The organism is Xanthomonas sp. WHRI 7064 (assembly GCF_040202355.2).
GTDB classification, from domain to species: Bacteria; Pseudomonadota; Gammaproteobacteria; order Xanthomonadales; family Xanthomonadaceae; genus Xanthomonas; species Xanthomonas arboricola.
Window position 1 is genome coordinate 4,258,897 of sequence record NZ_CP167821.1, and the last position, 23,109, is coordinate 4,282,005.

21 protein-coding genes are annotated in these 23,109 nt (G+C 68.1%); 8 read left to right on the top strand and 13 right to left on the bottom strand.

Annotated elements, in window-relative coordinates:
- Positions 1–39 precede the first annotated feature (39 nt).
- From ABQY74_RS18105 to ABQY74_RS18120, 4 genes are all read left to right on the top strand, one after another.
- Complete coding sequence (locus ABQY74_RS18105; protein ID WP_349792584.1) at positions 40–2,511, top strand: DNA topoisomerase I; 2,472 nt, start codon at positions 40–42, stop codon at positions 2,509–2,511.
- Positions 2,512–2,520: 9 nt separating this feature from the next.
- Complete coding sequence (locus ABQY74_RS18110) at positions 2,521–3,081, top strand: Sua5/YciO/YrdC/YwlC family protein (protein WP_349792586.1); 561 nt, start codon at positions 2,521–2,523, stop codon at positions 3,079–3,081.
- 90 nt (positions 3,082–3,171) lie between these two features.
- Positions 3,172–3,951, top strand: a complete 780-nt coding sequence (locus ABQY74_RS18115) for a DUF4124 domain-containing protein (protein WP_349792588.1) — start codon at positions 3,172–3,174, stop codon at positions 3,949–3,951.
- Positions 3,948–4,616: a DUF4124 domain-containing protein gene (locus ABQY74_RS18120; protein ID WP_349792590.1), complete on the top strand. Its 669-nt coding sequence runs from the start codon at positions 3,948–3,950 to the stop codon at positions 4,614–4,616. The genes ABQY74_RS18115 and ABQY74_RS18120 overlap by 4 nt, the downstream gene beginning before the upstream one ends.
- 277 nt (positions 4,617–4,893) lie before the next feature.
- On the opposite strand, the gene ABQY74_RS18125 is transcribed toward ABQY74_RS18120, so the two are convergent.
- Complete coding sequence (locus ABQY74_RS18125; protein WP_024938534.1) at positions 4,894–5,670, bottom strand: SDR family oxidoreductase; 777 nt, start codon at positions 5,668–5,670, stop codon at positions 4,894–4,896.
- Between the two features lie 106 nt (positions 5,671–5,776).
- On the opposite strand from ABQY74_RS18125, the gene ABQY74_RS18130 reads away from it, so the two are divergent.
- On the top strand, positions 5,777–5,992 hold the full coding sequence (locus tag ABQY74_RS18130; RefSeq protein ID WP_166773076.1) for a hypothetical protein: 216 nt from the start codon (positions 5,777–5,779) through the stop codon (positions 5,990–5,992).
- Between the two features lie 277 nt (positions 5,993–6,269).
- On the opposite strand, the gene sppA is transcribed toward ABQY74_RS18130, so the two are convergent.
- The 4 genes from sppA to ABQY74_RS18150 all read right to left on the bottom strand — a co-directional run bounded on the left by sppA (position 6,270) and on the right by ABQY74_RS18150 (position 11,609).
- The gene (sppA, locus tag ABQY74_RS18135; protein ID WP_039518555.1) at positions 6,270–8,171 is read right to left on the bottom strand and encodes a signal peptide peptidase SppA; all 1,902 of its coding nucleotides are present in this window, start codon (positions 8,169–8,171) and stop codon (positions 6,270–6,272) included.
- 84 nt (positions 8,172–8,255) lie between these two features.
- Positions 8,256–9,632: an MATE family efflux transporter gene (locus ABQY74_RS18140; RefSeq protein WP_039524984.1), complete on the bottom strand. Its 1,377-nt coding sequence runs from the start codon at positions 9,630–9,632 to the stop codon at positions 8,256–8,258.
- Between the two features lie 353 nt (positions 9,633–9,985).
- Entirely contained in the window at positions 9,986–10,588 is a 603-nt protein-coding gene (locus tag ABQY74_RS18145; protein WP_349792592.1) for a DUF3106 domain-containing protein, read from the bottom strand.
- Positions 10,575–11,609: a hypothetical protein gene (locus tag ABQY74_RS18150; RefSeq protein ID WP_349792595.1), complete on the bottom strand. Its 1,035-nt coding sequence runs from the start codon at positions 11,607–11,609 to the stop codon at positions 10,575–10,577. The genes ABQY74_RS18145 and ABQY74_RS18150 overlap by 14 nt, the downstream gene beginning before the upstream one ends.
- 470 nt (positions 11,610–12,079) lie before the next feature.
- Here ABQY74_RS18150 and ABQY74_RS18155 point away from each other — a divergent pair, with 470 nt between their 5' ends.
- Entirely contained in the window at positions 12,080–14,302 is a 2,223-nt protein-coding gene (locus ABQY74_RS18155; RefSeq protein ID WP_349792597.1) for a primosomal protein N', read from the top strand.
- A gap of 275 nt (positions 14,303–14,577) precedes the next feature.
- Here ABQY74_RS18155 and ABQY74_RS18160 read toward each other — a convergent pair whose 3' ends face one another.
- From ABQY74_RS18160 to ABQY74_RS18170, 3 genes are read right to left on the bottom strand one after another with little or no spacing between them, the layout of a single operon-like run.
- Complete coding sequence (locus tag ABQY74_RS18160) at positions 14,578–15,240, bottom strand: glutathione S-transferase family protein (RefSeq protein WP_372469962.1); 663 nt, start codon at positions 15,238–15,240, stop codon at positions 14,578–14,580.
- Positions 15,237–16,067 (bottom strand): NYN domain-containing protein, encoded by an 831-nt coding sequence (locus tag ABQY74_RS18165; protein WP_039518543.1) that lies wholly within the window; start codon positions 16,065–16,067, stop codon positions 15,237–15,239. Before ABQY74_RS18165 ends, ABQY74_RS18160 begins: the two co-directional genes overlap by 4 nt.
- Positions 16,064–16,579 carry a hypothetical protein gene (locus tag ABQY74_RS18170; protein WP_349792601.1) on the bottom strand — a complete coding sequence of 172 codons (516 nt, stop codon included), beginning with the start codon at positions 16,577–16,579 and terminating at the stop codon, positions 16,064–16,066. The genes ABQY74_RS18165 and ABQY74_RS18170 overlap by 4 nt, the downstream gene beginning before the upstream one ends.
- Positions 16,580–16,697: 118 nt before the next feature.
- On the opposite strand from ABQY74_RS18170, the gene ABQY74_RS18175 reads away from it, so the two are divergent.
- Both ABQY74_RS18175 and ABQY74_RS18180 read left to right on the top strand, forming a co-directional pair.
- Positions 16,698–17,990 (top strand): NAD(P)/FAD-dependent oxidoreductase, encoded by a 1,293-nt coding sequence (locus ABQY74_RS18175; RefSeq protein WP_024938886.1) that lies wholly within the window; start codon positions 16,698–16,700, stop codon positions 17,988–17,990.
- A gap of 52 nt (positions 17,991–18,042) precedes the next feature.
- Positions 18,043–18,657, top strand: a complete 615-nt coding sequence (locus ABQY74_RS18180) for a trimeric intracellular cation channel family protein (RefSeq protein ID WP_104624113.1) — start codon at positions 18,043–18,045, stop codon at positions 18,655–18,657.
- Between the two features lie 148 nt (positions 18,658–18,805).
- Here ABQY74_RS18180 and rpoH read toward each other — a convergent pair whose 3' ends face one another.
- The 5 genes from rpoH to ftsE form a co-directional block, all read right to left on the bottom strand.
- Positions 18,806–19,681: an RNA polymerase sigma factor RpoH gene (rpoH, locus tag ABQY74_RS18185; protein ID WP_349792603.1), complete on the bottom strand. Its 876-nt coding sequence runs from the start codon at positions 19,679–19,681 to the stop codon at positions 18,806–18,808.
- Positions 19,682–19,880: 199 nt separating this feature from the next.
- The gene (gene ung, locus ABQY74_RS18190; RefSeq protein WP_349792697.1) at positions 19,881–20,606 is read right to left on the bottom strand and encodes a uracil-DNA glycosylase; all 726 of its coding nucleotides are present in this window, start codon (positions 20,604–20,606) and stop codon (positions 19,881–19,883) included.
- Positions 20,607–20,611: 5 nt separating this feature from the next.
- On the bottom strand, positions 20,612–21,454 hold the full coding sequence (locus ABQY74_RS18195) for a response regulator (protein ID WP_016903686.1): 843 nt from the start codon (positions 21,452–21,454) through the stop codon (positions 20,612–20,614).
- Positions 21,455–21,462: 8 nt separating this feature from the next.
- Positions 21,463–22,413: a permease-like cell division protein FtsX gene (ftsX, locus tag ABQY74_RS18200; RefSeq protein WP_016903687.1), complete on the bottom strand. Its 951-nt coding sequence runs from the start codon at positions 22,411–22,413 to the stop codon at positions 21,463–21,465.
- Positions 22,410–23,096: a cell division ATP-binding protein FtsE gene (ftsE, locus tag ABQY74_RS18205; protein ID WP_016903688.1), complete on the bottom strand. Its 687-nt coding sequence runs from the start codon at positions 23,094–23,096 to the stop codon at positions 22,410–22,412. The genes ftsX and ftsE overlap by 4 nt, the downstream gene beginning before the upstream one ends.
- Between the last annotated feature and the right edge of the window lie 13 nt (positions 23,097–23,109).

Sequence of the window (23,109 nt, forward strand, 5' to 3'; positions counted from 1 at the left end):
CTACCCGCCCCCCGGGCTCTGCCCAAAGAATTCGCCACCATGCCCAAGCACCTGCTCATCGTCGAATCGCCTGCCAAGGCCAAGACGATCAATAAATACCTCGGCAAGGACTTCACCGTCCTGGCCTCGTATGGGCACGTGCGCGATCTCGTCCCCAAGGAAGGCGCGGTCGATCCGGACAACGGCTTCGCGATGCGCTATGACCTGATCGAGAAGAACGAGAAGCATGTCGAAGCCATTGCGCGCGCGGCCAAGGGCGCTGACGACATCTATCTGGCGACCGACCCGGACCGCGAGGGCGAGGCGATCAGCTGGCACATCGCCGAGATCCTGAAAGAGCGCGGGCTGCTCAAGGACAAGACGATGCAGCGGGTGGTGTTCACCGAGATCACCCCGCGCGCGATCAAGGAAGCCATGCTCAAGCCGCGCGCGATCGCGGCCGATCTGGTCGATGCGCAGCAGGCCCGTCGCGCGCTCGACTATCTGGTCGGCTTCAACCTGTCGCCGGTGCTGTGGCGCAAGGTGCAGCGCGGCCTGTCGGCCGGCCGCGTGCAGTCGCCGGCGCTGCGCATGATCGTCGAGCGCGAGGAAGAGATCGAAGCCTTCATCGCGCGCGAGTACTGGTCCATCGATGCGCATTGCCGGCATCCGTCGCAGCCGTTCAATGCGCGCCTGATCAAGCTGGACGGGCAGAAGTTCGAGCAGTTCACCGTCACCGACGGCGACACCGCCGAAGCGGCGCGGCTGCGCATCCAGCAGGCCGCGCAAGGCGTGCTGCATGTCACCGATGTGGCCAGCAAGGAGCGCAAGCGTCGCCCTGCCCCGCCGTTCACCACCTCCACGCTGCAGCAGGAAGCCTCGCGCAAGCTCGGCTTCACCACCCGCAAGACCATGCAGGTGGCGCAGAAGTTGTACGAAGGCGTGGCGCTGGGCGACGAAGGCTCGGTCGGTCTGATCAGCTATATGCGTACCGACTCGGTGAATCTGTCGCAGGACGCCTTGTCGGAAATCCGCGATGTGATCGCGCGCGATTTCGGCACCGCCTCGTTGCCGGACCAGCCCAACGCCTACACCACCAAATCCAAGAACGCGCAGGAAGCGCATGAGGCGGTACGTCCGACCTCGGCGCTGCGCACCCCGGCGCAGGTGGCGCGCTTCCTGTCCGACGACGAGCGTCGCCTGTACGAGTTGATCTGGCGCCGCGCCGTGGCCTGCCAGATGATTCCGGCCACGCTCAACACCGTCAGCGTCGATCTGTCGGCCGGCAGCGAGCACGTGTTCCGCGCCAGCGGCACCACCGTGGTGGTGCCCGGCTTCCTGGCGGTTTATGAGGAAGGCAAGGACACCAAGAGCAGCGAGGACGAGGACGAAGGCCGCAAGCTGCCGCTGATGAAGGCCGGCGACAACATCCCGCTGGACCGCATCGTCACCGACCAGCATTTCACCCAGCCGCCGCCGCGCTTCACCGAAGCGGCACTGGTCAAGGCACTGGAGGAGTACGGCATCGGCCGGCCGTCCACCTACGCCTCGATCATCCAGACCCTGCAGTTCCGCAAGTACGTGGAAATGGAAGGCCGCAGCTTCCGTCCCACCGACGTGGGCCGCGCCGTGTCCAAGTTCCTGTCCGGGCATTTCACCCGTTACGTGGATTACGACTTCACCGCCAAGCTCGAAGACGACCTGGATGCGGTCTCGCGTGGCGAGGAAGAGTGGATCCCGCTGATGGAGAAGTTCTGGGGCCCGTTCAAGGAACTGGTCGAGGACAAGAAGGATTCGCTGGACAAGACCGACGCCGGCAGCGTGCGCGTGTTGGGCACCGACCCGGTCAGCGGCAAGGAAGTCAGCGCGCGCATCGGCCGGTTTGGTCCGATGGTGCAGATCGGCACCGTCGAAGACGAGGAAAAGCCCACCTTCGCCTCGCTGCGGCCGGGCCAGAGCATCTATTCGATCTCCATCGAAGACGCGCTGGAGCTGTTCAAGATGCCGCGCGCGCTGGGCCAGGACAAGGACCAGGACGTCAGCGTCGGTATCGGCCGCTTCGGCCCGTTTGCGCGCCGCGGCAGCGTCTATGCGTCGCTGAAGAAGGAAGACGACCCGTACACCATCGATCTGGCGCGCGCGGTGTTCCTGATCGAGGAGAAGGAAGAGATCGCGCGCAACCGCGTGATCAAGGACTTCGAAGGCAGCGACATCCAGGTGCTCAACGGCCGCTTCGGCCCGTACATCAGCGATGGCAAGCTCAATGGCAAGATCCCCAAGGATCGCGAGCCGGCGTCGCTGACGTTCGAGGAAGTGCAGCAGCTGCTGGCCGACACCGGCAAGCCGGTGCGCAAGGGCTTCGGCGCCAAGAAGGCCACGCTCAAGAAGAACGCGGTGAAGGATTCGGCCAAGGAAGCCAAGGACGCCGCTGCCAAGAAGACCGCGGCGAAGAAGGCGCCGGCTAAGAAGGCCGCTGCCAAGAAGGCCACCAAGCGCGTGGTCAAGAAGACCGCGAGCAAGGCCGTAAGCTAAGACCGCCACATGCACACGCTCAGCCTGGACAGCGCCGTCGCCACCCTGACCCGGGGCGGCGTGATCGCCTATCCCACTGAAGCGGTGTGGGGGCTGGGCTGCGACCCGCGCCAGCAGGCCACCGTGCTGCGACTGCTGGAGATCAAACGCCGCCCGGTCGACAAGGGCGTGATCGTTGTGGCCGCCAGCGTGGATGTGCTGCACGACTGGGTGGATCTGGACGCGCTGGCGCCGGCCCGCAGGCAGCAGGTGCTGGCCAGCTGGCCAGGCCCGCATACCTGGATCCTGCCGATCACCGCCCAGGCGCCGCGCTGGGTCACCGGCGCGCATGACGGGCTGGCGGTGCGCATCAGCGCACACCCGCTGGTCGCCGCGCTCTGTGCGGCCTGGGGCGGCCCGTTGGTGTCCACCAGCGCCAACCTGGCCGGTGAACCGCCCGCGCGCAGCCGACAGGCGCTGGACCCGGCCCTGCTGGCCAGCATCGACGGGGTGACGGATGGCGAAGTGGGCGCATTGGCGCAACCGACCCAGATCCGCGACGCCCGCAGCGGACAGATCCTGCGCGACTGAGCAGCCGCTACGCGCCGCCTGTCGGCGCGCTTGGCCATGAACACCGCCTGCCCCTTTGCCCACAGCCGGGTAGACGCGCACACTGCGGCAATGCGTACCGTCCTGACCCTTTTGTTGCTGGCCACCGCGCTGCCTGTTGCTGCGGCCGATACCGCCAGCAAACCGGATCCGAATGTGCGGATCTACCGCTGCGTCAGCAGCACCGGCACCGTCGCCTTGCAGGATGCGCCTTGCAGCAGCGGCCGCCAGCAGGTGCTGGACCTACAGCGCCCGCAGGATCCGCCGCCGCGGCCGCAGCGTGCCGTTGCCGCCCCGGCCGCCGTCGCGACGCAGCCACCGCGCGAGGTGCGCATCATCACCGTGCAGCCGCCGCAGCCGATGTACGAGTGCACCACCGAGGACGGCAACCGCTATACCAGCGACAGCCCGGAAGGCAATCCGCGCTGGGTGCCGACCTGGGGCCCGGCCTATGTGGGCAACGGCATTGCCCCGCCGGTCAGCGGCGGCGGCATCCAGCGTCCGCCGATCTCGGTCCGCCCACGCCCGGCGGTCTCGGTGCAGGGAAGCGCCGGTCGGGGTGGAAGCCTGCGCGGCAGCGCAAGCTTCGGCGGCGACGGTTATCAGGGCGGCTATCAAGGCGGCTACAACGGCGGCGGCTACGGCGGCACGGTGATCGTGCCGTACGGCAACGTGCAGATCCGCGACGAATGCCATGCCCTGCCCGAACAGGAAGTCTGCGCGCGCCTGGCCGACCGTCGCTGGGAACTGATCCGCCGCTACAACAACGCCCTGCAGAGCGAGCGCCAGGATCTCAGCCGCGAACAGCGCGGTATCGACGCGCGCCTGCAGCGCGATTGCGGCGGCGCATGAGGCGCTGGCCGTGGGCGGCATTACTGGCGTGTGCTTCGGTGGCCGGCGCACAGGAAGTGGCGATCTACCGGTGCACTGATCCCAGCGGCGCGCTCACCGTGCAGAACATGCCCTGCCCGAAAGGCATGCAGCAGCAGAAGAAACTGATGACGGCACCGGCCGCGGTGCCGTTGACGGCGGGCGGGTTAGGCACGGCGTCACCTGCGCGTAGCGCGCCCGCTGCGCAGCCCCCCACCATGCCCAAGACCGATGTGCCCGCCGCCGCACCGGCTGCGGCGCCGGCACCGGTGGCTGCGATGCCACCTGCCTCGACCTCGACCTCCACGCTGCCACCGCCGCCCTTGTTCGAATGCACCGCGCACGACAACGGGCGCTATTTCACCGAAGACCGCGAGCCGGCCACGCGCTGCCTGCCGATGCAGACCACCAACCTGGCGGGCGGGCCGGCAACCGGTGGCGGCAGCGCCTGCGAAGTGGTCACCGACCGCTGCGCACCGGTGCCGGACCAGAGCCTGTGCGAGGCCTGGCGCCAGCGTGCCGAGCAGGCCGAATCAACCTGGCGCTTCTCCGACGAGGCGCAAGCGGCCGAGCGCAAGCAGCGCTACGTACAGATGCGTCGGGTGCTGGACGAAAGCCGCTGCGCGAATCCGTCCGCCACGCCGTGATGCTGCAACCGGCGTGACAGCGCATGCCAGCCAGTGTGCCGGCGCTGTGCTTGCCGGGCTGATTCTTTCGAGCCACTGCAACCGTTAGCGATCAACGGAAGACCTGCGCGATGCAGCGAGCTGCATGCGAGCAAGCCCGCCGCACTGGCGCCTGCGTTGCGTGCAGACGCAGCGGACGAACACTGCAGGCGCAGGCGCAGCGACGGGTCGGCGCCTGCCTGCGCAGCTTCCGATGCCATGCGCAGGCACTATCCGCGCGACCACGCACGCAGGCCTGTCAGAACCCGTAGCGCAGGAAGCCGCCATCCACTGCGATGCATTCGCCGGTGATGTAACTGGCGGCCGGCAGGCAGAGGAAACCGACGGCGGCGGCCACTTCTTCCGGTTCGCCGATGCGGCGCATCGGGGTGCGCTCGATGACCTGCTCGTAGTAATCCGGATCCGACAATGGCCCGGAGGTGCGACGGGTGCGGATGTACCACGGCGCCACCGCGTTGACGCGGATGCCGTCCTCGGCCCATTCCACCGCCAGGTTGCGGGTCATCTGCTGCAACGCGGCCTTGGTCATGCCGTATGGCGCGCCGCTGCGCACATGGGTGATGCCGGAGACGCTGCCGACGTTGACGATTGCCGACGCCGCGTGGCGGGTCAGCAACGGGTGCGCATAACGCGACAACTCGAAAGCGGCGAACACATTGGTTTCGAAGATGCCGCGCCACTGGTCTTCGGTGTAGTCGATCGCCGCGCGGGTGATGTTGCCGCCGGCATTATTGATCAGCAGGTGCAGGCCATCGGCATGGTCTTCCACCCAATCCAGAATCGCGCGCCGCTCTTCGTCGTCGGCCACATCGGCGGCCAGCCCATGCAGCTCGCGCTCGGGAAATTCCTCGGCCAACTCGTCGCGCGCCTGCGCCAGCGCATCGGCATCGCGCGCCACCATCAGCAGATCCGCGCCAAAGGCCAGCAATTCGCGCGCGATGGCAAAGCCAATGCCGGCGCTGGCGCCGGTGATGAGCGCGGTCTGTCCATCCAGCCGCCAACGGTGGGTTGTCACGTGGGTGATCCTCTTTCAAGACGCAGGAAACGGCCGCAGCAGCGCGCTTGACGCATGCCTGCGGCCCGGGCGTTAGGATACCGCCACCCCGAGCGAGGTCACGACGATGAAATGGCATTGGATTCTTGCGATCAGCCTGACGTTGCTGCTGGGCGCCTGTCAGCGGCCGCAACCTGCGCCCACCGAGCAGAAGCCCGAGCCGCAGGCCACCGCCCTGCGCGACCACATCCAGGAACCGTTGAACAAGGCGCACGCAGTGCAGGCGGCAAGCGACCAGGCCGCAGACGATCAACGCAAGGCGATCGATGCGGCCACGCAGTAACCGAAGCCTGCTGGCTGAAGCACGCGCTTTTTTTGTCGACGCAGCAACTGCGCGTGCGCGCATGCGATTGAGCGCAAGGCGATCGCTGCATCTGCGCGCACGGCAAGCACACATGAGGTCGCTCGACCGATGGCTGGTTGCCTGTGATCGTGGCGCCGTGCGTTCTGCCATTCTTGCGCTGTTGGCGCGCCCGCATTGCTGCATCGCCTGAGCGCAGATACAACAACGCCGGCACAAGGCCGGCGTTGTCGATCCATCAGGTTGCGAACCTGCCGCGTCAGAAGCCGCAGAAGCAGTACGCCAGCGACTTGACCGGGGTGCCGCCCGCCTTGCTGTCGTGCACGGCGTCTTCGACAAAGCGCAACTGCGTGTCCACTTCCGGCAGCGAGCGCGCCAGCAGTGCGCGCGCCATGCCCGAATCGCCCAGCATCCAGGCGCCCATGCGGCTGCCGGCAAATCCGCTCATGAACTGCGAGAACGGCGTCGCCGGCTTTTCCACATAGCGCACGCGGAACTTGCCGCGGCTCAACTTGGCGCGGTCGGCCGCATCGGCCACCGCTTCGGACATGCCACCGAACGCGTCCACCAGGCCATGCTGCCTGGCCTGCGCACCGCTCCACACGCGGCCGCGTGCGACCTTGTCGATGGCGTCCACCGACTGATGCCGCGCCTGCGCCACCTTGCCGGTGAAGTCGGCGTAACCCTTGTTGATCACCGCCTGGATCACCTGGCCGGCGGCCGGGTCCAGCGGACGGGTGATGTCGAAGGCACCGGCAAAGCGCGTGGTACCCACGCCATCGGTGTGCACGCCGATCTTGTCCAGCGCGCGGGTCAGGTTGGGCACCATGCCGAAGATGCCGATCGAGCCACTGATGGTCGACGGGTCGGCATAGATGCGATCGGCGTTCATGCTGATCCAGTAACCGCCCGAGGCGGCCAGATCGCCCATCGACACCACCACCGGCTTGCCGGCCTGCTTGAGCGCGACCACCTCACGACGGATCTGCTCGGAGGCGAACACTTCGCCGCCGGGCGAATCCACGCGCAGCACCACCGCCTTGACCTCGTCGTCGTCGCGCGCCTGGCGCAGCAACGCGGCGGTGGACTCGCCACCGATGCGGCCGGCCGGCTGCTCGCCACCGCTGATCTCGCCAGCGGCCACCACCACGGCCACCTGCGGACGGCTGTCCATCGGCGAACGCTGCGCCTGCAGCTGGCTCAGATAATCGTTGAAGCCGATGTTGCGAAAGCCGCTGTCGGCGTCGCTGTCGGCCACGCCGCGCTTGGTCAGCAGCGCATCGACGTCCTCGCGGGTCTTGAGCCCGTCGACCAGCTTCTGCTGCAGCGCGAACTTGGCCAGATCGCCACCGGCGGCGGCCACACCCTCGGGCAGCGTGTCGATGCCGGCGGTCAGCTGCGCCGGGCTCAGCTTGCGCGCCTTGCCGACATCGGCCAGGTAGCGCTGCCACACGTCGTTCATCCAAAACAGGTCCGCTTCCTTGGCGTCAGCCGAAGCGGCATCGAGGATGTACGGCTCGGCGGCGGACTTGTATTCGCCCACGCGGAACAGATGCACGTCCACGCCGAGCTTGTCCTGCAGGCCCTCGCGGAAATACTGGCGATAACGGCCAAGCCCTTCCAGCAGCACGCTGCCCATCGGGTCGAGATAGACCTCGTTGGCCTGTGCGGCCAGTAGGTACTGGCCCTGGCTCATGCTTTCGCTGAAGGCGACGATCTGCTTGCCGGAGGCGCGCAGCTTCTGCAACGCCGCGGCCACTTCGCGCTGCGAGGCGAAACCGGCGGGCTGAAACTTGTCCAGGTTCAACACCACCCGCTCGATCTTACGATCCTTGCCGGCCGCCTCGATCACCCGCACCAGGTCGCGCAGCTGCACTTCCTCGGCGCTCTTGTCACCGACCGCCTTGGCCAGCGACCGGCTCACCGGGTCGGCGCTGAACTGCTCGACCAGCGTGCCTTCGGGGTTGATCACCAGGGTGGTGCGCTCGGCCAGCGGCTTGCTGCCGTCGCCACGCGCGATCGCCACCACAAACAGCAGCAGCACCAGGAACAGGAAACCGAAGAACACCAAGTTGAAGATCAGGCGCCGGGTGAAATTCATCACATCCCACAGGCCGACGAAGAAACTGGCGATGGGACTGCGACGCACGGGGTGGTTCATGGAAAACTCCGTCAAAAGACGCTGCACACAATTCAATGGTGTCCAGCATACCGGCTGCGCGGTGCGCGCGGCATGCGCTGGAAGTCAGGGGGTCGCGCCGGCAGTCAGCCGCCGGCTGGTCTGCCGGAAGCGCAAGCCCATCAGGACCGACGCCACGGTCAGGCCCAGAATCAGGCCGATCCACATGCCTTGCGGTCCCCAGCCCAGCCCCAGGCCGAGCCCGGCGCCGATCGGCATGCCGACACCCCAGTACGAGAACATCGCCAGGAACATCGGCACACGGGTGTCCTTGAGCCCACGCAGCGCGCCGCTGGAGAGCACCTGGATGCCGTCGGGAAACTGGAACGTGGCGGCAAACAGCAGCAGCACCGAGGCCAGCGCGGCCACCGCCACATCGTCGGTATAGACGCTCACGATGGCATCGTGGCCCAGCAACAGCACGCTGGCCGACAGCGCCTGGGTGCCCAGCACGATGGCGTAACCGGCCCAGGCCGCACGCCGCATGCCGAGCGGATCGCCGCGCCCGACCGCATGCCCGACCCGCACGGTGGTCGCCTCGGCCACGCCCATCGGAATCATGAAACACAGCTGCGCGACGTTGATCGCAATCTGGTGCGCGGCCGCTTCGGTGGAGCCGAGCCGGCCGATCAGCAAGGCGGTGACGATGAACAGGCCGCCCTCCATCAGCACGGTGATGCCGATCGGCAGACCGGTGCGCAACAGATCGCCGATCGCACGCCAGCGCGGACCTTCGAAATGGGCAAACAACTGCAGGTGCGCGAAGCGGCGCGAGCGCCACAGGTACAGCGCAAACACGCTGGCCTGCACCCACATGGTGACCGCCGAGGCCATGCCCAGGCCCTGCGCACCGTGCTCGGCAAAGCCGAACTTGCCATAGGTCAGCGCATAGCCTAGCGGCGCCAGCACCAGCAGGCCGCCAAAGCCCAGCAGCATGGTCGGCAGGGTCCAGTGCATGCCCTCGCTGAGATAGCGCATGCAGAAGTAGAACGTCAGCGCCGGCCCGCCCCAGCGCACCGCGTGCAGGAAGTCGGTCGCGCCCGGCACGATGTCCGGCGCAATCCCGAAGGTGGGCAACAGCGGCGGCACCGCACTGAGGAACGCGAACATCACCGCGCCCAGTCCCAGCGACAGCCACAGGGCCTGGCGGAACAGCGGGCCGATCTCGCGCTCGCGGCCGGCGCCGCGCAGCTGCGAGACCGAGGCGGTCAACGAGATCAGCGTGCCGATCGGCACCAGCATCGGCAGCCACAGCAGCGAGGTGCCGATGGTGACCGCCGCCAGCGTGGCGGTGCCGTGGTGACCGGCGATGACGTTATCGACAAATCCGATCAGGCCGGTGGAGACGTGACCGAGCACCAGCGGCAATGCGAGCAGGCCGGTGGTGCGCACTTCCGCGCCGAAACGCGGCGTCGCGGAGGTGGGTACAGGAGAGACAGACATGACAACCGATCGCTGCGCGGACTACGGCCGTGCCGGGAGGCGCTGGCACCGGGTCGCGTGGGGCAGCTATCTTACCCGCACTTGCGACACGGGCAGCGGCAAGGCGCAAGCCGGGAGATGCGCGGCGGCGAGCGGCCGGCGTGGCTGGTCAGCGGAACGGGATGCCCGGGCTTCAGCGCGGTCCGTGTCCTTCGTGACGGTCGCCGCTTGGCGCGCATCGCCGAAGGTGGCAGCCCCGCAGGCTCTCGGCTCGGTGTCCGGCCCGACTGCCCGGCATCGAGGACGAGCAGCGAGCACGCGTGGAGACGACGCCGGCGCAGGGGGCTGCAGCGGCGCAGTCCCGCCGCTGCCAATCAGCGCGCCAGCTGGCGCTTCAACCAGGCGCTGCGCGTTGCCGGCGCCTGCGCAAGCAGGGCATCGCGCAAGCCATCGCGCTCCTGCGGCGGGGTGCGTTGTGCCAGCATCGCCAGCTGTTCCAGCTGCCCGGCGTCCAGGCTGCGCAACGCCGCCAGCAGGGTATCGCGCTGCGCTGGCGGCACGTAGCCGATCAGGGGCTGCAACTGCGGATAGAACGCACCCAGCTGCGAGCCCAGGCGCCAGCCATCGCGATGCAGGCGATCCATTGCGGTGAACTGCGTGCGCAGCGCGCGCTGCTGGTCGTCGGGCAAGCCATGCAGACGCTCGCGTGCCTGCCGCAATACCACCCGGTCGGTGGCGGTGAGCCCTTTCCAGGCCGCATAACGGGCGCGCAGCTCGGCCCGCTGGGCCGGCGTCAATGCGTCCCAGCGCGCGCGCTGCTGCGCAGCGCTCGGGATTGCGGCGGTGGAGGCTGCGGGCGTCGGCATGCCGGCAGGCGCAGCCGCGTTGCCTTCCTCCAGCGGCGCCGGCAGGGTCTGCGCAGCGGCCATGCCGACAACAGCCAACACCAGCAGGCCGCACCACTTAATTGTCGTCATCGACGGTCTCCAGGGTGGCGGTAGGCTGGTCGGCGGTGGCGGCATGCGCGCCGGATTCGTCGGCCGGCACCGGATGGCCGGCCGCATACCAGGCGTAGAAATCGGCCGAACGTGCCAGTTCCAGGTCCGGGTCGGCCAGCATCGCCTGATCGCGTGGATCCAGGCCGGGGTTTGCCACCGCCTCCGGCAAGTCGGCGGCGGGAAGGTCTTCCACCAGCACCGGCGCGGCATCGGTGACGTGCAGCACGCCGGCCGGGGCCTGCGAGACCGGCTCGGGCGGCAGGGCCGGCCGGCGATGCGTCCACCACCAGCCCAGCGCTGCAAACAGCAGCGCCAACGCCAGCACGGCCAGCACGAGGCCGGCGTGGCGGCGGTCGATCCGCGGCCACTGCCACTGGCGCGCAGGACGGTGGCGCGGCGCGGCCGGGCGGCGCGCTTCGGCGGCGGCCGCAGGCGCGGCCGCGACAGGCTGCAGCGGCATGCCGGCCAGGGCCGACTCGCGGAGCTGTGCCAGCCGGCTGACCTGCCCCGGGCTGAGCTCGCGCAACTCCTGCTGCGCCGCCTCGGCCAGGGCCCGCCAGGCCTGCGCATCCGGGTTGCCGGCCGCATCGCGCGGGCAGGCACGGGCCAGCGACTGCCGATAGGCCGCCACTTCGATGCCTTGCACCTCACTGGCAGGCTCTTCTTCCAGCCCGGCCACGATACGCAGCAGCAGCGCCAGCCGGTCGCTGGTCTGCATCCGCCCCAGTGCGGTGAACGGCGGCAGCCAGGTCCCCGGCATGGGCTCGCGCCGCAGCGGCGGTGCCGTTGCCAGCAGGCTCCAGAAGCGCATCGGCCAGCCGGCCATCGGGCGACCCGCCGCCTGGCTGCTGAACGCACGCAACGCCGCCGCCAGGGCCCGCTCGGCCGCCGCGCCATCGCCGCATTGCAGTTGTGCGAGCACCAGACCCCGGCGTTCGACACCGCGCAGGAAAGCAGACAGCGCGGCAGGGGTGACGGGGGCGTCGGGGACTACGGTCATGGGAACTCCAGCATCGGCCGGCATGATACCGACGCAATCGGCCCCCGCCGATGGCTTGACAGATCGACCCGGCTGCGCTGCGTCCCGGTGCCATCGACCGCCGTCACCCGCGCGGGTTGTGCACAGCGGCAGACATGCCGATACGCAGGCGTCTGTCAACTGTTGATTTTTCTTTGTTGCATTCGTGTTTCACGCCTAAGTGATTGATCCTTATCGCTTTAAGCCGATTGGTGAAAAAATGTCCAACAGGTTGCAGAGGCTAGTGAATCCGCCTTCACAGCGTGGAGCACGAGACTAATTCACAGGCTTATCCACAGGCAGTGTGGATAAACCCGTTTCCTTAGCCCTCACATAGGTTTACGTCGGATTTATCACTTCCGTCACACAAACGCGTCGTAAGCCGAAGCGCCGATTCGGAGGCGGTCGATGGGCGTCTGCCGGGCACTGGACAGGGTCGGTAGACTGACCGGATGTCTTCGACCGTCGCCACCCTGCGCGTCGCCCTGCCGGTGCCGCTGCCCCAACTGTTCGACTATCTGCCTCCGGCCGACGCGCCGCTGACCGACCCGGCGCGGGTCGGCTGCCGGGTGCGGGTGCCGTTCGGGCCGCGCGAGTTGGTCGGGGTGGTGGTGGAGATCGGCCAGTTGGCCTCCGCCGAAGGACTGCGCCCGGCGCTGGCCTGGTGCGACGACGCCCCGCTGCTGGTCGAGGAGCTGGCCCGTTCGCTGCAGTGGCTGGCGCGCTACACCCACGCACCGCTAGGCGAGGCCCAGTCCAGCGCCCTGCCAGGCCCGCTACGCCGCGGCGAGCCGCTGGCCTACACCCATGCCTGGGCCTGGCAGCTCACCGAGGCCGGGCGCACCGGCGCCGCCAGCCTGCGCGCCGGCAGCCGCCCCGCCTTGCTGGCCGCCCTGCTGCTGACCGGTGCGCTGGGCGAAGAACAGCTGGACCCCTTGCTGCCGCAGTGGCGCGAGGCCGCACGCAGCCTGGCAAAGCGCGGCCATGCCGAGCGCGTGGCGGTGCCGGCCGACAGCATCCCGCCCTGCCCCGGCAGCGGCCCGCAGCTCAACGACGAACAGCAGGCCGCCGCCGACGCCATCCGTGCGCAGAGCGGTTTTGCCACCTATCTGCTCGATGGCGTCACCGGCAGCGGCAAGACCGAGGTCTACCTGCAGGCAATCGCCGACTGCCTGGCGGCCGGCCGCCAGGCGCTGGTGCTGGTGCCGGAGATCGGCCTGACCCCGCAGACCCTGGGCCGCTTCCGCGCCCGCCTGGGCGTGCCGGTGCACGCGCTGCATTCGGGGCTGTCCGATGGCGAACGGGCGCGGGTATGGGCGGCGGCCTGGCGTGGCGAAGCCAAGCTGATCGTCGGCACGCGTTCGGCGGTGTTCACCCCGTTGCCGAATGCCGGGCTGATCGTGATCGACGAGGAACACGATGGCAGCTACAAGCAACAGGACGGCATCCGCTATCACGCCCGCGATTTCGCACTGGTGCGCGGCAAGGCGCTGGATGTACCGGTGATCCTGGGCAGCGCCACGCCGTCGCTGGAAAGCCTGCACAACGCCTATTCCGGCCGCTACCGGCATCTGCGCCTGTCGCGCCGGGCCGGCGAGGCGCGTCCGCCGCGCGTGCGCGTGCTCGACGTGCGCAAGCGCCCGCTCAAGGACGGCCTGTCGCCGGAAGTGCTGGCCGGCATCGGCGCCACCCTGGCGCGCGGCGAGCAGGTACTGGTGTTCAAGAACCGCCGCGGCTATGCGCCGGTGCTGCTGTGCCACGACTGCGGCTGGACTGCCGCTTGCCAGCGCTGCAGCACGCCGCTGCACCAGACCCCGATGACCGTGCACGCCGGCGGGCGGCGCCTGCAATGCCATCACTGCGGCGCGCGCCAGCAGGCACCGCTGGCCTGCCCGGCCTGCGCCAGCCTGGCGCTGCAGCCGCAAGGCATCGGCACCGAGCGGCTGGAAGAACGCCTGACCGAAGCGTTCCCGGAGTTTCCGGTGGTGCGCATCGACCGCAGCACCACCCAGCGCCGCGACGCGCTGGAGACCCAGCTGGCGCGCCTGGGCAGCGAGGCCGGCATCCTGGTCGGCACCCAGATCCTGGCCAAGGGCCACGATCTGCCACGGCTGACCATGGTGGTGGTGGTCGGCATCGACGAAGGCCTGTTCTCGGCCGACTTCCGTGCCGCCGAAAAGCTCTCCCAGCAGCTGATCCAGGTGGCCGGACGCGCCGGGCGCGCCGACCGCCCCGGCGAGGTCTGGCTGCAAACCCATCACCCCGAACATCCCCTGCTGCAGACCCTGGTCAACGGCGGCTACCACGCCTTCGCCGATGCCGAACTGCAGCAGCGCGAGGCCGCGGGATTCCCGCCGTTCGCGCATCTGGCGCTGTTCCGCGCCGAGGCCAAGGACGTGACCGCGGCCAACCAGTTCCTGATGGCGGTGCGCGGCCTGACCACGGCAGACAGCACCGCACAATCGCCTGCGTTTGCCGCAGTGGAGTGCTACGGCCCGATGCCGGCACCGATGCCACGCCGCGCCGGTTTCCAGCGCACCCAGTTGCTGTTGTCCGCGCAACAGCGCTCGGCACTGCATCGTCTGCTGGACGCGCAACTGCCCGCGATCTATGCGCTGCCGCAGGCGCGCCGCGTGCGCTGGTCGCTGGATGTGGATCCGATTGATCTGTATTAAGGCGGGCCTATCGCACGCGGGGCAGCAGCCAGACCCATGTTTTGCGCGCTGTGCCCAGGTCCCTGATCGCGCGTGGCGTGATCTTTCGTAGGAGCGCACCTGGGCGCGATGTGGCGTTACCGGGAATGCCCTCGCGCACAAGTACGCTCCTACAGAAAACGCGGGCTACTTGGCTGCGCGATGTACGAGGCGCATGTCCTTGCAGCAACGTGTCGGGTCGGCAGCACGTGCGGCGCCTGCCATGAATCACGCCGGCCTGAGCGGCAACGCGAAACTCAGGTCAGCGCGGTCATCACCCCACGCTGGTACGCAGGCCGCGCGCGCAGGCGCTGGTACCACGCCTGCAGATGCGGCAAATCGGGCCGCTCGATCGGCATTTCGAACCAGGCGTAGATGAAGCTGCCCAGCGGAATATCGCCCATCGCAAATTGTGCGCCGGACAGATACGGCTGCTGCGCCAGGGCCGCATCCGCGCGTGCGAGCAGGTCGCCCGAGCGCATCAGTGCCGCGGCGATGCGCGCAGGATCGCGCTCGGGTTCCGGTGTGCGCAGCACGCCCCAGAACAGGTCGCGAAACACGCCGGCAAACGTCGAGGTGGTCCAGTCCATCCAGCGATCGCCCAGCGCGCGTTCGGCCGGTGCCTGCGGATACAGGGCCGGCGCATATTGCGCGGCCAGGTAGCGCACGATCGCATTGGACTCCCATAGCACCAACTCACCATCCTGCATCGTCGGCACCAGACCGTTGGGATTCAACGCGCGATACTCGGGCGTGTCGTTACGACCAAACGCACCACCGACTTCGATCGAGGTATACGCCACCCCGGCTTCTTCGGCGCACCACAGCACCTTGCGCACATTGCTGGAATTGCGCCGCCCCCATAGCGTGATCGAGGCGTTTCCTGCCGCCGATTGCATTGCAGCGTCAGCCATCGTCATTTCCCCGCTGCCGGCTTGGGCGTCGCGCGCGCCGGACGCTTTGCGGTGGCCGCCTGCGTGGCGACGGCGGCCGCTGGCTGCGCCGCTTTCGCCCGCCCGCCCTTGGGCGCATCGCGTACCCACAGGGCCTGCTCGTCCTGCTTGATCTCGAACAGGCCGATCGCACGCACCAGATCGCTGAGTTTGCGATAGCCGTAATTGCGTGGGTCGAACGAGGCCTGGTTGGCCACCTGCTTGCCCACTGCTCCCAGATGCGCCCAGCCATCGTCTTCGCAGGCACTGTCGATCGCATTGCGCAGCATCTGCACCAACCGGGTGTCGCCGCGCAGCGCGGTGGCATCCTTGCGGCCGGCGGCGGTGTCGCTGGCCGCTGCCGCCTGCTCCCCCAGCGCTTCGACATAGGTGAACTTGGAACAGGCATTGACGAACGGCGCCGGGGTTTTCTTCTCGCCGAAGCCGTACACCTTCATGCCATCGGTGAGTAGACGCATCACCAGCGGAGTGAAATCCGCATCGCTGGAGACGATCGCAAAGCCATCCAGATTGCGCGCATAGAGCAGGTCCATTGCATCGATCACCATCGCCATGTCCGAGGCGTTCTTGCCCGAGCTGTAGGCAAATTGCTGGATCGGCCGGATCGCGTATTCGTGCAGCGCCGCTTCCCAGCTCTTCAGGTGCGGACTCTTCCAGTTGCCGTAGGCGCGGCGCACGTTGGCCACGCCATAACGCGCCACTTCGGCCAGCACCACGTCGATCTTGCCGGCCGGCGCGTTGTCGGCATCGATCAGCAAGGCGATGCGTTTGTCGGGATTGTCGATCATGGTCATTCCTCGAAGGTGTCGGCAGAGTCGGTGTCGATTTCGGTGTCGGCGGCATCGGCCGACGGCAGCGTGTACTGGCTGCCATCGTGCATGGTCAACACGCCATCGCTCAGGACCTCGCGCTCGGAGCCGCCGCTGACCCAGGTGGCATGCACGCGGCCGCGGCCGCGATCGCCTTCCACCGTGAACACGAAATCGTCGTCGCCCGGCGCCAGACCGGTGCGCACCAGATCCACCCGCATCGTGTGGATCTGGCCGATCTGTTCCTGCACCACCGCATCGTCCTGCAGCGCGGCGCGTGCCTGGTCGGCAAACAGCGACCAGCCGAACACGATCAGCCAACCGAGCGCGCCCAGCACCAGCACGCCGAACAGCACCACGCAGGCCGCCAGCCCGATCAGGCCGAGCGTGACGCCGCTGAGTTTCTGTCCGGGCGCACGCGCGGCAGCCGGTGCCATCGCCGGCGAAGCGGATGGCGGTGGCGACAACGGCGGCAACGGTGGTGGTAGCGACGGCATGCGGTCATCAGGTGGATGAGATGCGACATGATGCCGCAGGCAGGCCGGATCCAGGCGGCATGTTCATTACCGATGCGGCATGCTGATGAGCCCGCGTCGCATTCCATCGGACCTTACGATGACTTCTTCCCCCTCCCAAGCCCCGCTGCACCTGGTTGTGGTTGGCGGCGGTTTCGCCGGCTTATGGGCCACCCGCGCACTCGACGATCCCGGCATCCGCATCACCCTGATCGACCGCCAGAACCATCACCTGTTCCAGCCGCTGCTGTACCAGGTCGCCACCGCCGGCCTGTCGGCACCGGATATCGCCGCGCCGCTGCGCCACATCCTGCGCGAGCAGCGCAATGTCGAAGTGCTGCTCGGCGACGTCGCCGAAATCGCACCGGCCCGCCGTGAGGTGGTCCTGGCCGACGGCAGCACGCTCGGCTACGACATGTTGCTGCTGGCCACCGGCGCCACCCATGCCTACTTCGGCAACGATCAATGGGCCGAGCATGCGCCCGGCCTGAAGACGCTGTACGACGCGCTGGTGCTGCGGCGCAAGTTGCTGCTCGCCTTCGAGCGCGCCGAGGCAGAGTCCGACCCGGCCGCACGCGCGGCCTGGCTGAGTTTTGCCGTGGTCGGCGGCGGCCCGACCGGCGTGGAGCTGGCCGGAACGCTGGCCGAGATCGCCCGCCACACGCTCAAGAACGAATTCCGCCATATCGACCCGCAGCAGGCGCGCGTGCGCCTGGTCGAAGCCGGCCCGCGCGTGCTGCCCTCGTTCCCGGACGATCTCACCGCCAAGGCGCGCAAGCAGCTCGAGCGCCTGGGCGTGGAAGTGCACACCGGCACGCCGGTCACCCACATCGATGCGCTGGGCTATCAGCTCGGCGACACCTTCGTGCCTGCACGCACCGTGGTGTGGGCCGCCGGCGTGGCCGCATCGCCGCTGGCGCGCACGCTCGGCGTGCCGCTGGATCGTGCCGGCCGCGTACTGGTGGAGCCGGACCTGAGCGTGCCTGGCCACCCGGAGATCTTTGTCGGCGGTGACCTGGCCTCGGTCCAGCAGGACGGCCGCCCGGTACCGGGTGTGGCACCGGCGGCAAAGCAGATGGGCAAGCACATCGCCAAGGCGATCCGCGCCCGCCACCGCAGCCAGCCTGCACCGGCCTTCCGCTACCAGGACTACGGCAACCTGGCCACGATCGGCCGCATGGCCGCCATCGTGCATGTCGGAAAGCTCAAGCTCTCCGGCATCGTGGCCTGGTGGTTCTGGCTGGCCGCGCACGTGTACTTCCTGATCGGTTTCCGCAATCGGTTCGTGGTGCTGGTGAACTGGGCGATGGCGTACTGGAGCTACCAGCGCGCCGCACGCATCATCTTCGGCGGCGCCACCGACGATCCGCCGCCCAGCAGCAAGGACGGATGACAGCGGCGCAGGCCGTGCGCGATGCTGTGCGGCCTGATGCGACGGTCTGATCGTGACCACTCTCCTGTTCCTGCTGGATTTGCTCGGCACCTTCGTGTTCGCCCTCAGCGGCGCGACCGTGGCGGTGCGCAATCGCCTGGATCTGTTCGGCGTACTGGTGCTGTCGTGCGCGGCGGCGGTGTCCGGCGGCATCGTGCGCGATGTGCTGATCGGCGCCACCCCGCCGGCCGCGCTGGTGCACCCGCAGTACCTGCTGGTCGCCTGCCTGGCCGGCATGGCCGGTTTCTACTGGCATGCGGCGGTGGAACGGCTGCGCAACCCGGTGCAGTTGTTCGACGCGGCCGGGTTGGCGCTGTTTGCGGTCTACGGCACCAGCAAGGCGCTCGATTACCAACTCAGCCCGCTCAGCGCGACCTTACTCGGCATGCTCAGCGGCATCGGCGGCGGCATCGCGCGCGATCTGTTGGTGGCGCGGACGCCGGTGGTGCTGCAGGCCGAGCTGTATGCGGTCGCCGCGCTGGCCGGTGGCGGCCTGGTCGCGATCGGGCACATGCTCGCGGTACCGCAGGCCTGGTCGCTGGCGACCGGTGCGCTGGTCTGTTTCGGGCTGCGCTTCATGGCCATCCGCTACGGCTGGCATCTACCGGTGGCACGCCTGCCGGAATAGCGCGGGCGAGCGCAGCGCGGTCGATCATCGGCGAACTAACACGACGAACAACCACGCGTCCTCGGACTCGACGCAGCACAAGCACCCCACATGCAAACGGCCCGGAAAACCGGGCCGTTTGTGCAACACCTGGGGCACGATCGAAGGATCAGGCAATGAACAGTGCCTTCATCTTCTTCAGCGCATTCGCCTCGATCTGGCGGATACGCTCGGCCGACACGCCGTACTCGTCGGCCAGCTCCTGCAGCGTCACCTTGGAGTCGGAGTCCAGCCAGCGGCGCTTGACGATATCGCGCGAGCGCGTGTCCAGGCCGGCCATGCCTTCGCGCAATAACTGCAGCTGATTATCTTCGCTGTCGTGACGCTCGTAGGCCTGCGACGGATCTTCGTCGTTTGCGACCAGGTAGCTCACCGGCGACGGCGGGCCATGATCGTCGTCTTCGTCGGACGAGGCATCGAAGCCGATATCGCGACCGGACAGACGCGACTCCATCTCCATCACTTCGCGCTCGGAGACGTTCAGGTCCTTGGCGACCGCAGTCACCTCGGACGCGTTGAGCCAGCCCAGGCGGGTCTTGGACTTGCGCAGGTTGAAGAACAGCTTGCGCTGCGCCTTGGTCGTGGCGACCTTGACGATGCGCCAGTTCTTCAGGATGAACTCGTGCATCTCGGCACGGATCCAGTGCACCGCGAAGCTGACCAGGCGCACGCCCATTTCCGGGTCGAAGCGCTTGACCGCCTTCATCAGGCCGATGTTGCCTTCCTGGATCAGGTCGCCCAGCGGCAGGCCGTAGCCGTTGTAGCCGCGAGCGACGTGCACCACGAAGCGCAGGTGGGAATGGACCAGCTCGCGCGCGGCGTCCAGATCCAGCTCGTCACGGAAGCGACGGGCAAGATTCTGTTCCTCATCGACCGACAGCACCGGGATCTGGTGCACGGCACCGATATAGGCGTCCAGCGAACCGAGCGCACTGGGAATCGGGAGATTGTTTGCCACTAGGGCAGTCGAGGTGATCTGGTTCATAGGGCACCATCTTAGCAGTCGAACTATTGGACTGCCGGGTATAGAAAGAGTTCCCAGCGTTCCATTTATAGGACGTTCGGGCTTTTGGTATCGCCGTCGTTCTACGGCGCAACTCCCGACTTCGAGCGTCTACGCTACCACCGCCGCCCTGCGCAGACCGTGACAAAGCCGCCGCGAAACGGGCCGGCGCCGGTACCGTTCAGCCGCTGGCCGGAGTGGTGTCCAGCGCGTTGCGCGGCGGCAGCGACCAGTCGATCGGGCCCAGCCCGCGGTGCTGCAGGTGCTCGTTGGTCTTGGAGAAGTGCTGGCAGCCCAGAAAGCCGCGATGCGCCGACAACGGCGAGGGATGCGGGGCCTTGAACACGCGATGGCGCGCCTGGTCGATGACCTTGCCCTTGGACTGCGCGTAGCTGCCCCAGAGCAGGAACACCAGGCCTTCGCGCTCGCGGTTGAGGGTCTCCACCACATGGTCGGTGAAGCCTTCCCAGCCCTTGTTCTGGTGCGCGCCGGCACGGCCCTGCTCCACCGTCAGCACCGCATTGAGCAGCAGCACGCCCTGGCGCGCCCACTGCATCAGATAGCCATGGTCCGGACGCGCGATGCCCAGGTCGTCCTGGATCTCCTTGTAGATGTTGAGCAGCGACGGCGGCACCGGCACGCCGGGCAACACCGAAAAGCACAGCCCATGCGCCTGGCCTTCGCCGTGATACGGATCCTGGCCCAGGATCACCACCTTGACCTGCTCGAACGGGGTGGCGTCGAAGGCCGCAAAGATCTGCGGGCCCGGCGGGAACACCCGCGCCCCGGCCGCCTTGCGCTGGCGCAGGAATGCGGACAGCTCCTGCATTTCCGGGCGCAGCAACCAATCGCCCACCCGCGCCTTCCACGACGGTTCCAGCTGGATACGCGCTTCCACTTCAGCCACTTCGGTCATAGCGTGACAGCCTGGTCCTCGAGCCGAGCCAGGCGCAGCTGGAACAGCACCTTGGTCACCAGCAGACGTTCTTCGATGGGTTTTTGCACCAGGTCGTTGGCGCCGGCGCGCAGCAGCTCGGACTGGTTGCGCGGATTGGTGTCGCCGGTCATCACCAGCACCGGCAGGCGACGCTTGCCGTAGGCGAAGTCGATGCGGATGCGCTCGACCACGTCGCGGCCGTTGAGCTCGCCCTTCAGGGTCACATCGGTCAGCACCACGTCGATGCGGCGCTCGGTGCGGCCCAGCGATTCGGCGGTGAGCAGCGCAAAGGCATCCTCGGCGGTGAGCACATGCACCACCTTCAGGCTCTGCCGCTCGAGCATGCGCTTGGTCGCCTCGGCCACCACGCGGCTGTCCTCGATGTACAGCACGGTCGCGCCGACCACCGGCTCGGGCTGCACATAGCCGCGGATGAAGGTCGCCAGGGCTTCGTGGCCCAGCGCCTTGTCGAAATAATCGGTGACGTATTCGGTGAAGCGGCGCTCCACCAGATGCTGCTGCGCATCGCCGGAGACCACGATCACCGGCACATAGGCCTGGCCGGCCGCTTCGCGCACGCTGCGCGCCAGGGTCAGGCCATCGCCATCGGGCAGCGACAGCGAAGTGGTGACCAGATCCACCGCCCCGGCTTCCAGCGCCTGGCGCGCTTCGGCGATGCTGGAGCAGCCGATCACCTGTACGTTGGGCAGATCGCGCTGCAACACATCGGCGATCAGCTTGCGCACCAGCTTGGAGCCATCGACCACCATCACGCGCGGCGCGTCGCTGATCAGGTGCTTGAGATCCGGTGGATGCATGGCAGGCCTCAGGTCTCGGTGGGACGGGTCTGGCGAAGGAAATGGCCGGTGACCAGCCAGGCGCCCAGCCAGCCCAGGACCAGGGTGCCGACCAGCACCAGCGCAGAATGCAGCAGATCGAGCCCGTGCAGGGTAAAGGAGCTGCCGTAACTGTCGGCCAGGGTCGCCAACGGCGCGCGCAGCGCCAGCCCGGAGGCGGCGATCAGCGCGAGCGCCACAGCGCCGGCACCGAGCCCGTACCAGGCCCCCAGGTACAGGAACGGACGCCGGATGAAGCCATCGCTGGCACCCAGCAACTGCAGCACGCCGATTTCCTCGCGCCGCGACTGGATGTCCAGCCGCACGGTATTACCGACCACCAGCACCGCGCCGACACCCAGCAGAGCCGACAGCACCTGCACCAGCCGCTCGCCGAAGTGCAGCCAGCCATCCAGGCGCTTGCGCCACAGCGCGTCGTGCTGCACCTGGTCGGCCTGCGGCAAGGCCTGCAGCGCGCCGGCCAGCTGCGCATCGTCGGCCGTCTCGCTGGGCGTTACGACCAGCAGCGTCGGCAGCGGGTTGTCGCCCAGCGCATCAATCGCCTCGTCGAGCTTGGCGCTCTCGCGTAGCTCGGTCAGCCCCTGCGCCGGCGTGCGCAGCGCGACCTGGGCAACGTCCGGGCGCGCGCGCAGTTCGCCGGCCAGGGCCTGCGCGGCCTCGGCGCCGATCTCGACCTTCAGGAACAGGTTGATCTCGCGCGACTGCTGCACGCTGCCGGCCAGCAACTTGACGTTGTCCAGCGCGATCGACAGCCCCAGCGGCAAGGCCAGCGCCAACGCCATCACCACGATGGTCAGCAAGGTGGCCCAGGGCTTGCGCATGGCACGGCCCAGGCTGAAGGCGATGCTGTGCAGATGGTGGTCGATCCACACGCCGACCCGCGAGGGGGCGACGGCTTCGGTATTGGCGGGCTTGCTCATTCGGCCAGATCCTGCGGCGAGATGTCGTCGACCAGCCGGCCGTGGTCCAGGATCAGCACGCGCTTGCGCATCTGCTTGAGCAGGGCTAGGTCATGGCTGACCACCAGTACGCTGGTGCCGCGCGCGGGCAGCTCGGCGAACAACTGCATAATTTCCGCGGCCAGCGCCGGATCCAGATTGCCGGTGGGCTCATCGGCCACCAGCAGGCGCGGTTCGCCGACGATGGCGCGGGCGATGCCCACGCGCTGCTGCTCGCCGGCCGACAACTGCGACGGCAAGGCCCGCTCGCGATGGGCCAGCCCGATCCGCTCCAATGCCGAGCGCACGCGCTTGCCGATCTCGGCACGCCGGGTGCCGCGCAGGATCAGCGGCAACGCCACGTTCTCGGCGATGCTGCGGTCGTTGAGCAGGCGATGGTCCTGATAGACCGCGCCCACCTGGCGACGGTGCAGCGGAATCTGCCGGCCGCGCACCTTGAGCAGGTTGCGTTCGCCCAGCAGCACCGCGCCCTGGCTGGGCCGCTCGCTGAGGTGAATCAATTTGAGCAGGGTGCTTTTGCCGGCGCCGGAGTGGCCGGTCACGAACAGCATCTCGCCATCGGCCACTTCGAAGCTGACATCGGTCAGCGCCTGGTGGCCACCGGCGTAGTGCTTGCTGACGTTGTCGAAACGCAGAACGGTCATCCAGCGATTATGC

Coding starts and splice junctions, on each gene's coding strand:
- ABQY74_RS18120 (WP_349792590.1), top strand. CDS start 3,948: ATGAGGCGCTGGCCGTGGGCGGCATTACTGGCGTGTGCTTCGGTGGCC.
- ABQY74_RS18170 (WP_349792601.1), bottom strand. CDS start 16,579: ATGCCGTCGCTACCACCACCGTTGCCGCCGTTGTCGCCACCGCCATCC.
- ABQY74_RS18155 (WP_349792597.1), top strand. CDS start 12,080: ATGTCTTCGACCGTCGCCACCCTGCGCGTCGCCCTGCCGGTGCCGCTG.
- ABQY74_RS18130 (WP_166773076.1), top strand. CDS start 5,777: ATGAAATGGCATTGGATTCTTGCGATCAGCCTGACGTTGCTGCTGGGC.
- ABQY74_RS18160 (WP_372469962.1), bottom strand. CDS start 15,240: ATGACGATGGCTGACGCTGCAATGCAATCGGCGGCAGGAAACGCCTCG.
- ABQY74_RS18165 (WP_039518543.1), bottom strand. CDS start 16,067: ATGACCATGATCGACAATCCCGACAAACGCATCGCCTTGCTGATCGAT.
- ABQY74_RS18145 (WP_349792592.1), bottom strand. CDS start 10,588: ATGACGACAATTAAGTGGTGCGGCCTGCTGGTGTTGGCTGTTGTCGGC.
- ABQY74_RS18140 (WP_039524984.1), bottom strand. CDS start 9,632: ATGTCTGTCTCTCCTGTACCCACCTCCGCGACGCCGCGTTTCGGCGCG.
- sppA (WP_039518555.1), bottom strand. CDS start 8,171: ATGAACCACCCCGTGCGTCGCAGTCCCATCGCCAGTTTCTTCGTCGGC.
- ABQY74_RS18110 (WP_349792586.1), top strand. CDS start 2,521: ATGCACACGCTCAGCCTGGACAGCGCCGTCGCCACCCTGACCCGGGGC.
- ftsE (WP_016903688.1), bottom strand. CDS start 23,096: ATGACCGTTCTGCGTTTCGACAACGTCAGCAAGCACTACGCCGGTGGC.
- ftsX (WP_016903687.1), bottom strand. CDS start 22,413: ATGAGCAAGCCCGCCAATACCGAAGCCGTCGCCCCCTCGCGGGTCGGC.
- ABQY74_RS18195 (WP_016903686.1), bottom strand. CDS start 21,454: ATGCATCCACCGGATCTCAAGCACCTGATCAGCGACGCGCCGCGCGTG.
- ABQY74_RS18115 (WP_349792588.1), top strand. CDS start 3,172: ATGCGTACCGTCCTGACCCTTTTGTTGCTGGCCACCGCGCTGCCTGTT.
- ABQY74_RS18150 (WP_349792595.1), bottom strand. CDS start 11,609: ATGACCGTAGTCCCCGACGCCCCCGTCACCCCTGCCGCGCTGTCTGCT.
- ABQY74_RS18105 (WP_349792584.1), top strand. CDS start 40: ATGCCCAAGCACCTGCTCATCGTCGAATCGCCTGCCAAGGCCAAGACG.
- rpoH (WP_349792603.1), bottom strand. CDS start 19,681: ATGAACCAGATCACCTCGACTGCCCTAGTGGCAAACAATCTCCCGATT.
- ABQY74_RS18175 (WP_024938886.1), top strand. CDS start 16,698: ATGACTTCTTCCCCCTCCCAAGCCCCGCTGCACCTGGTTGTGGTTGGC.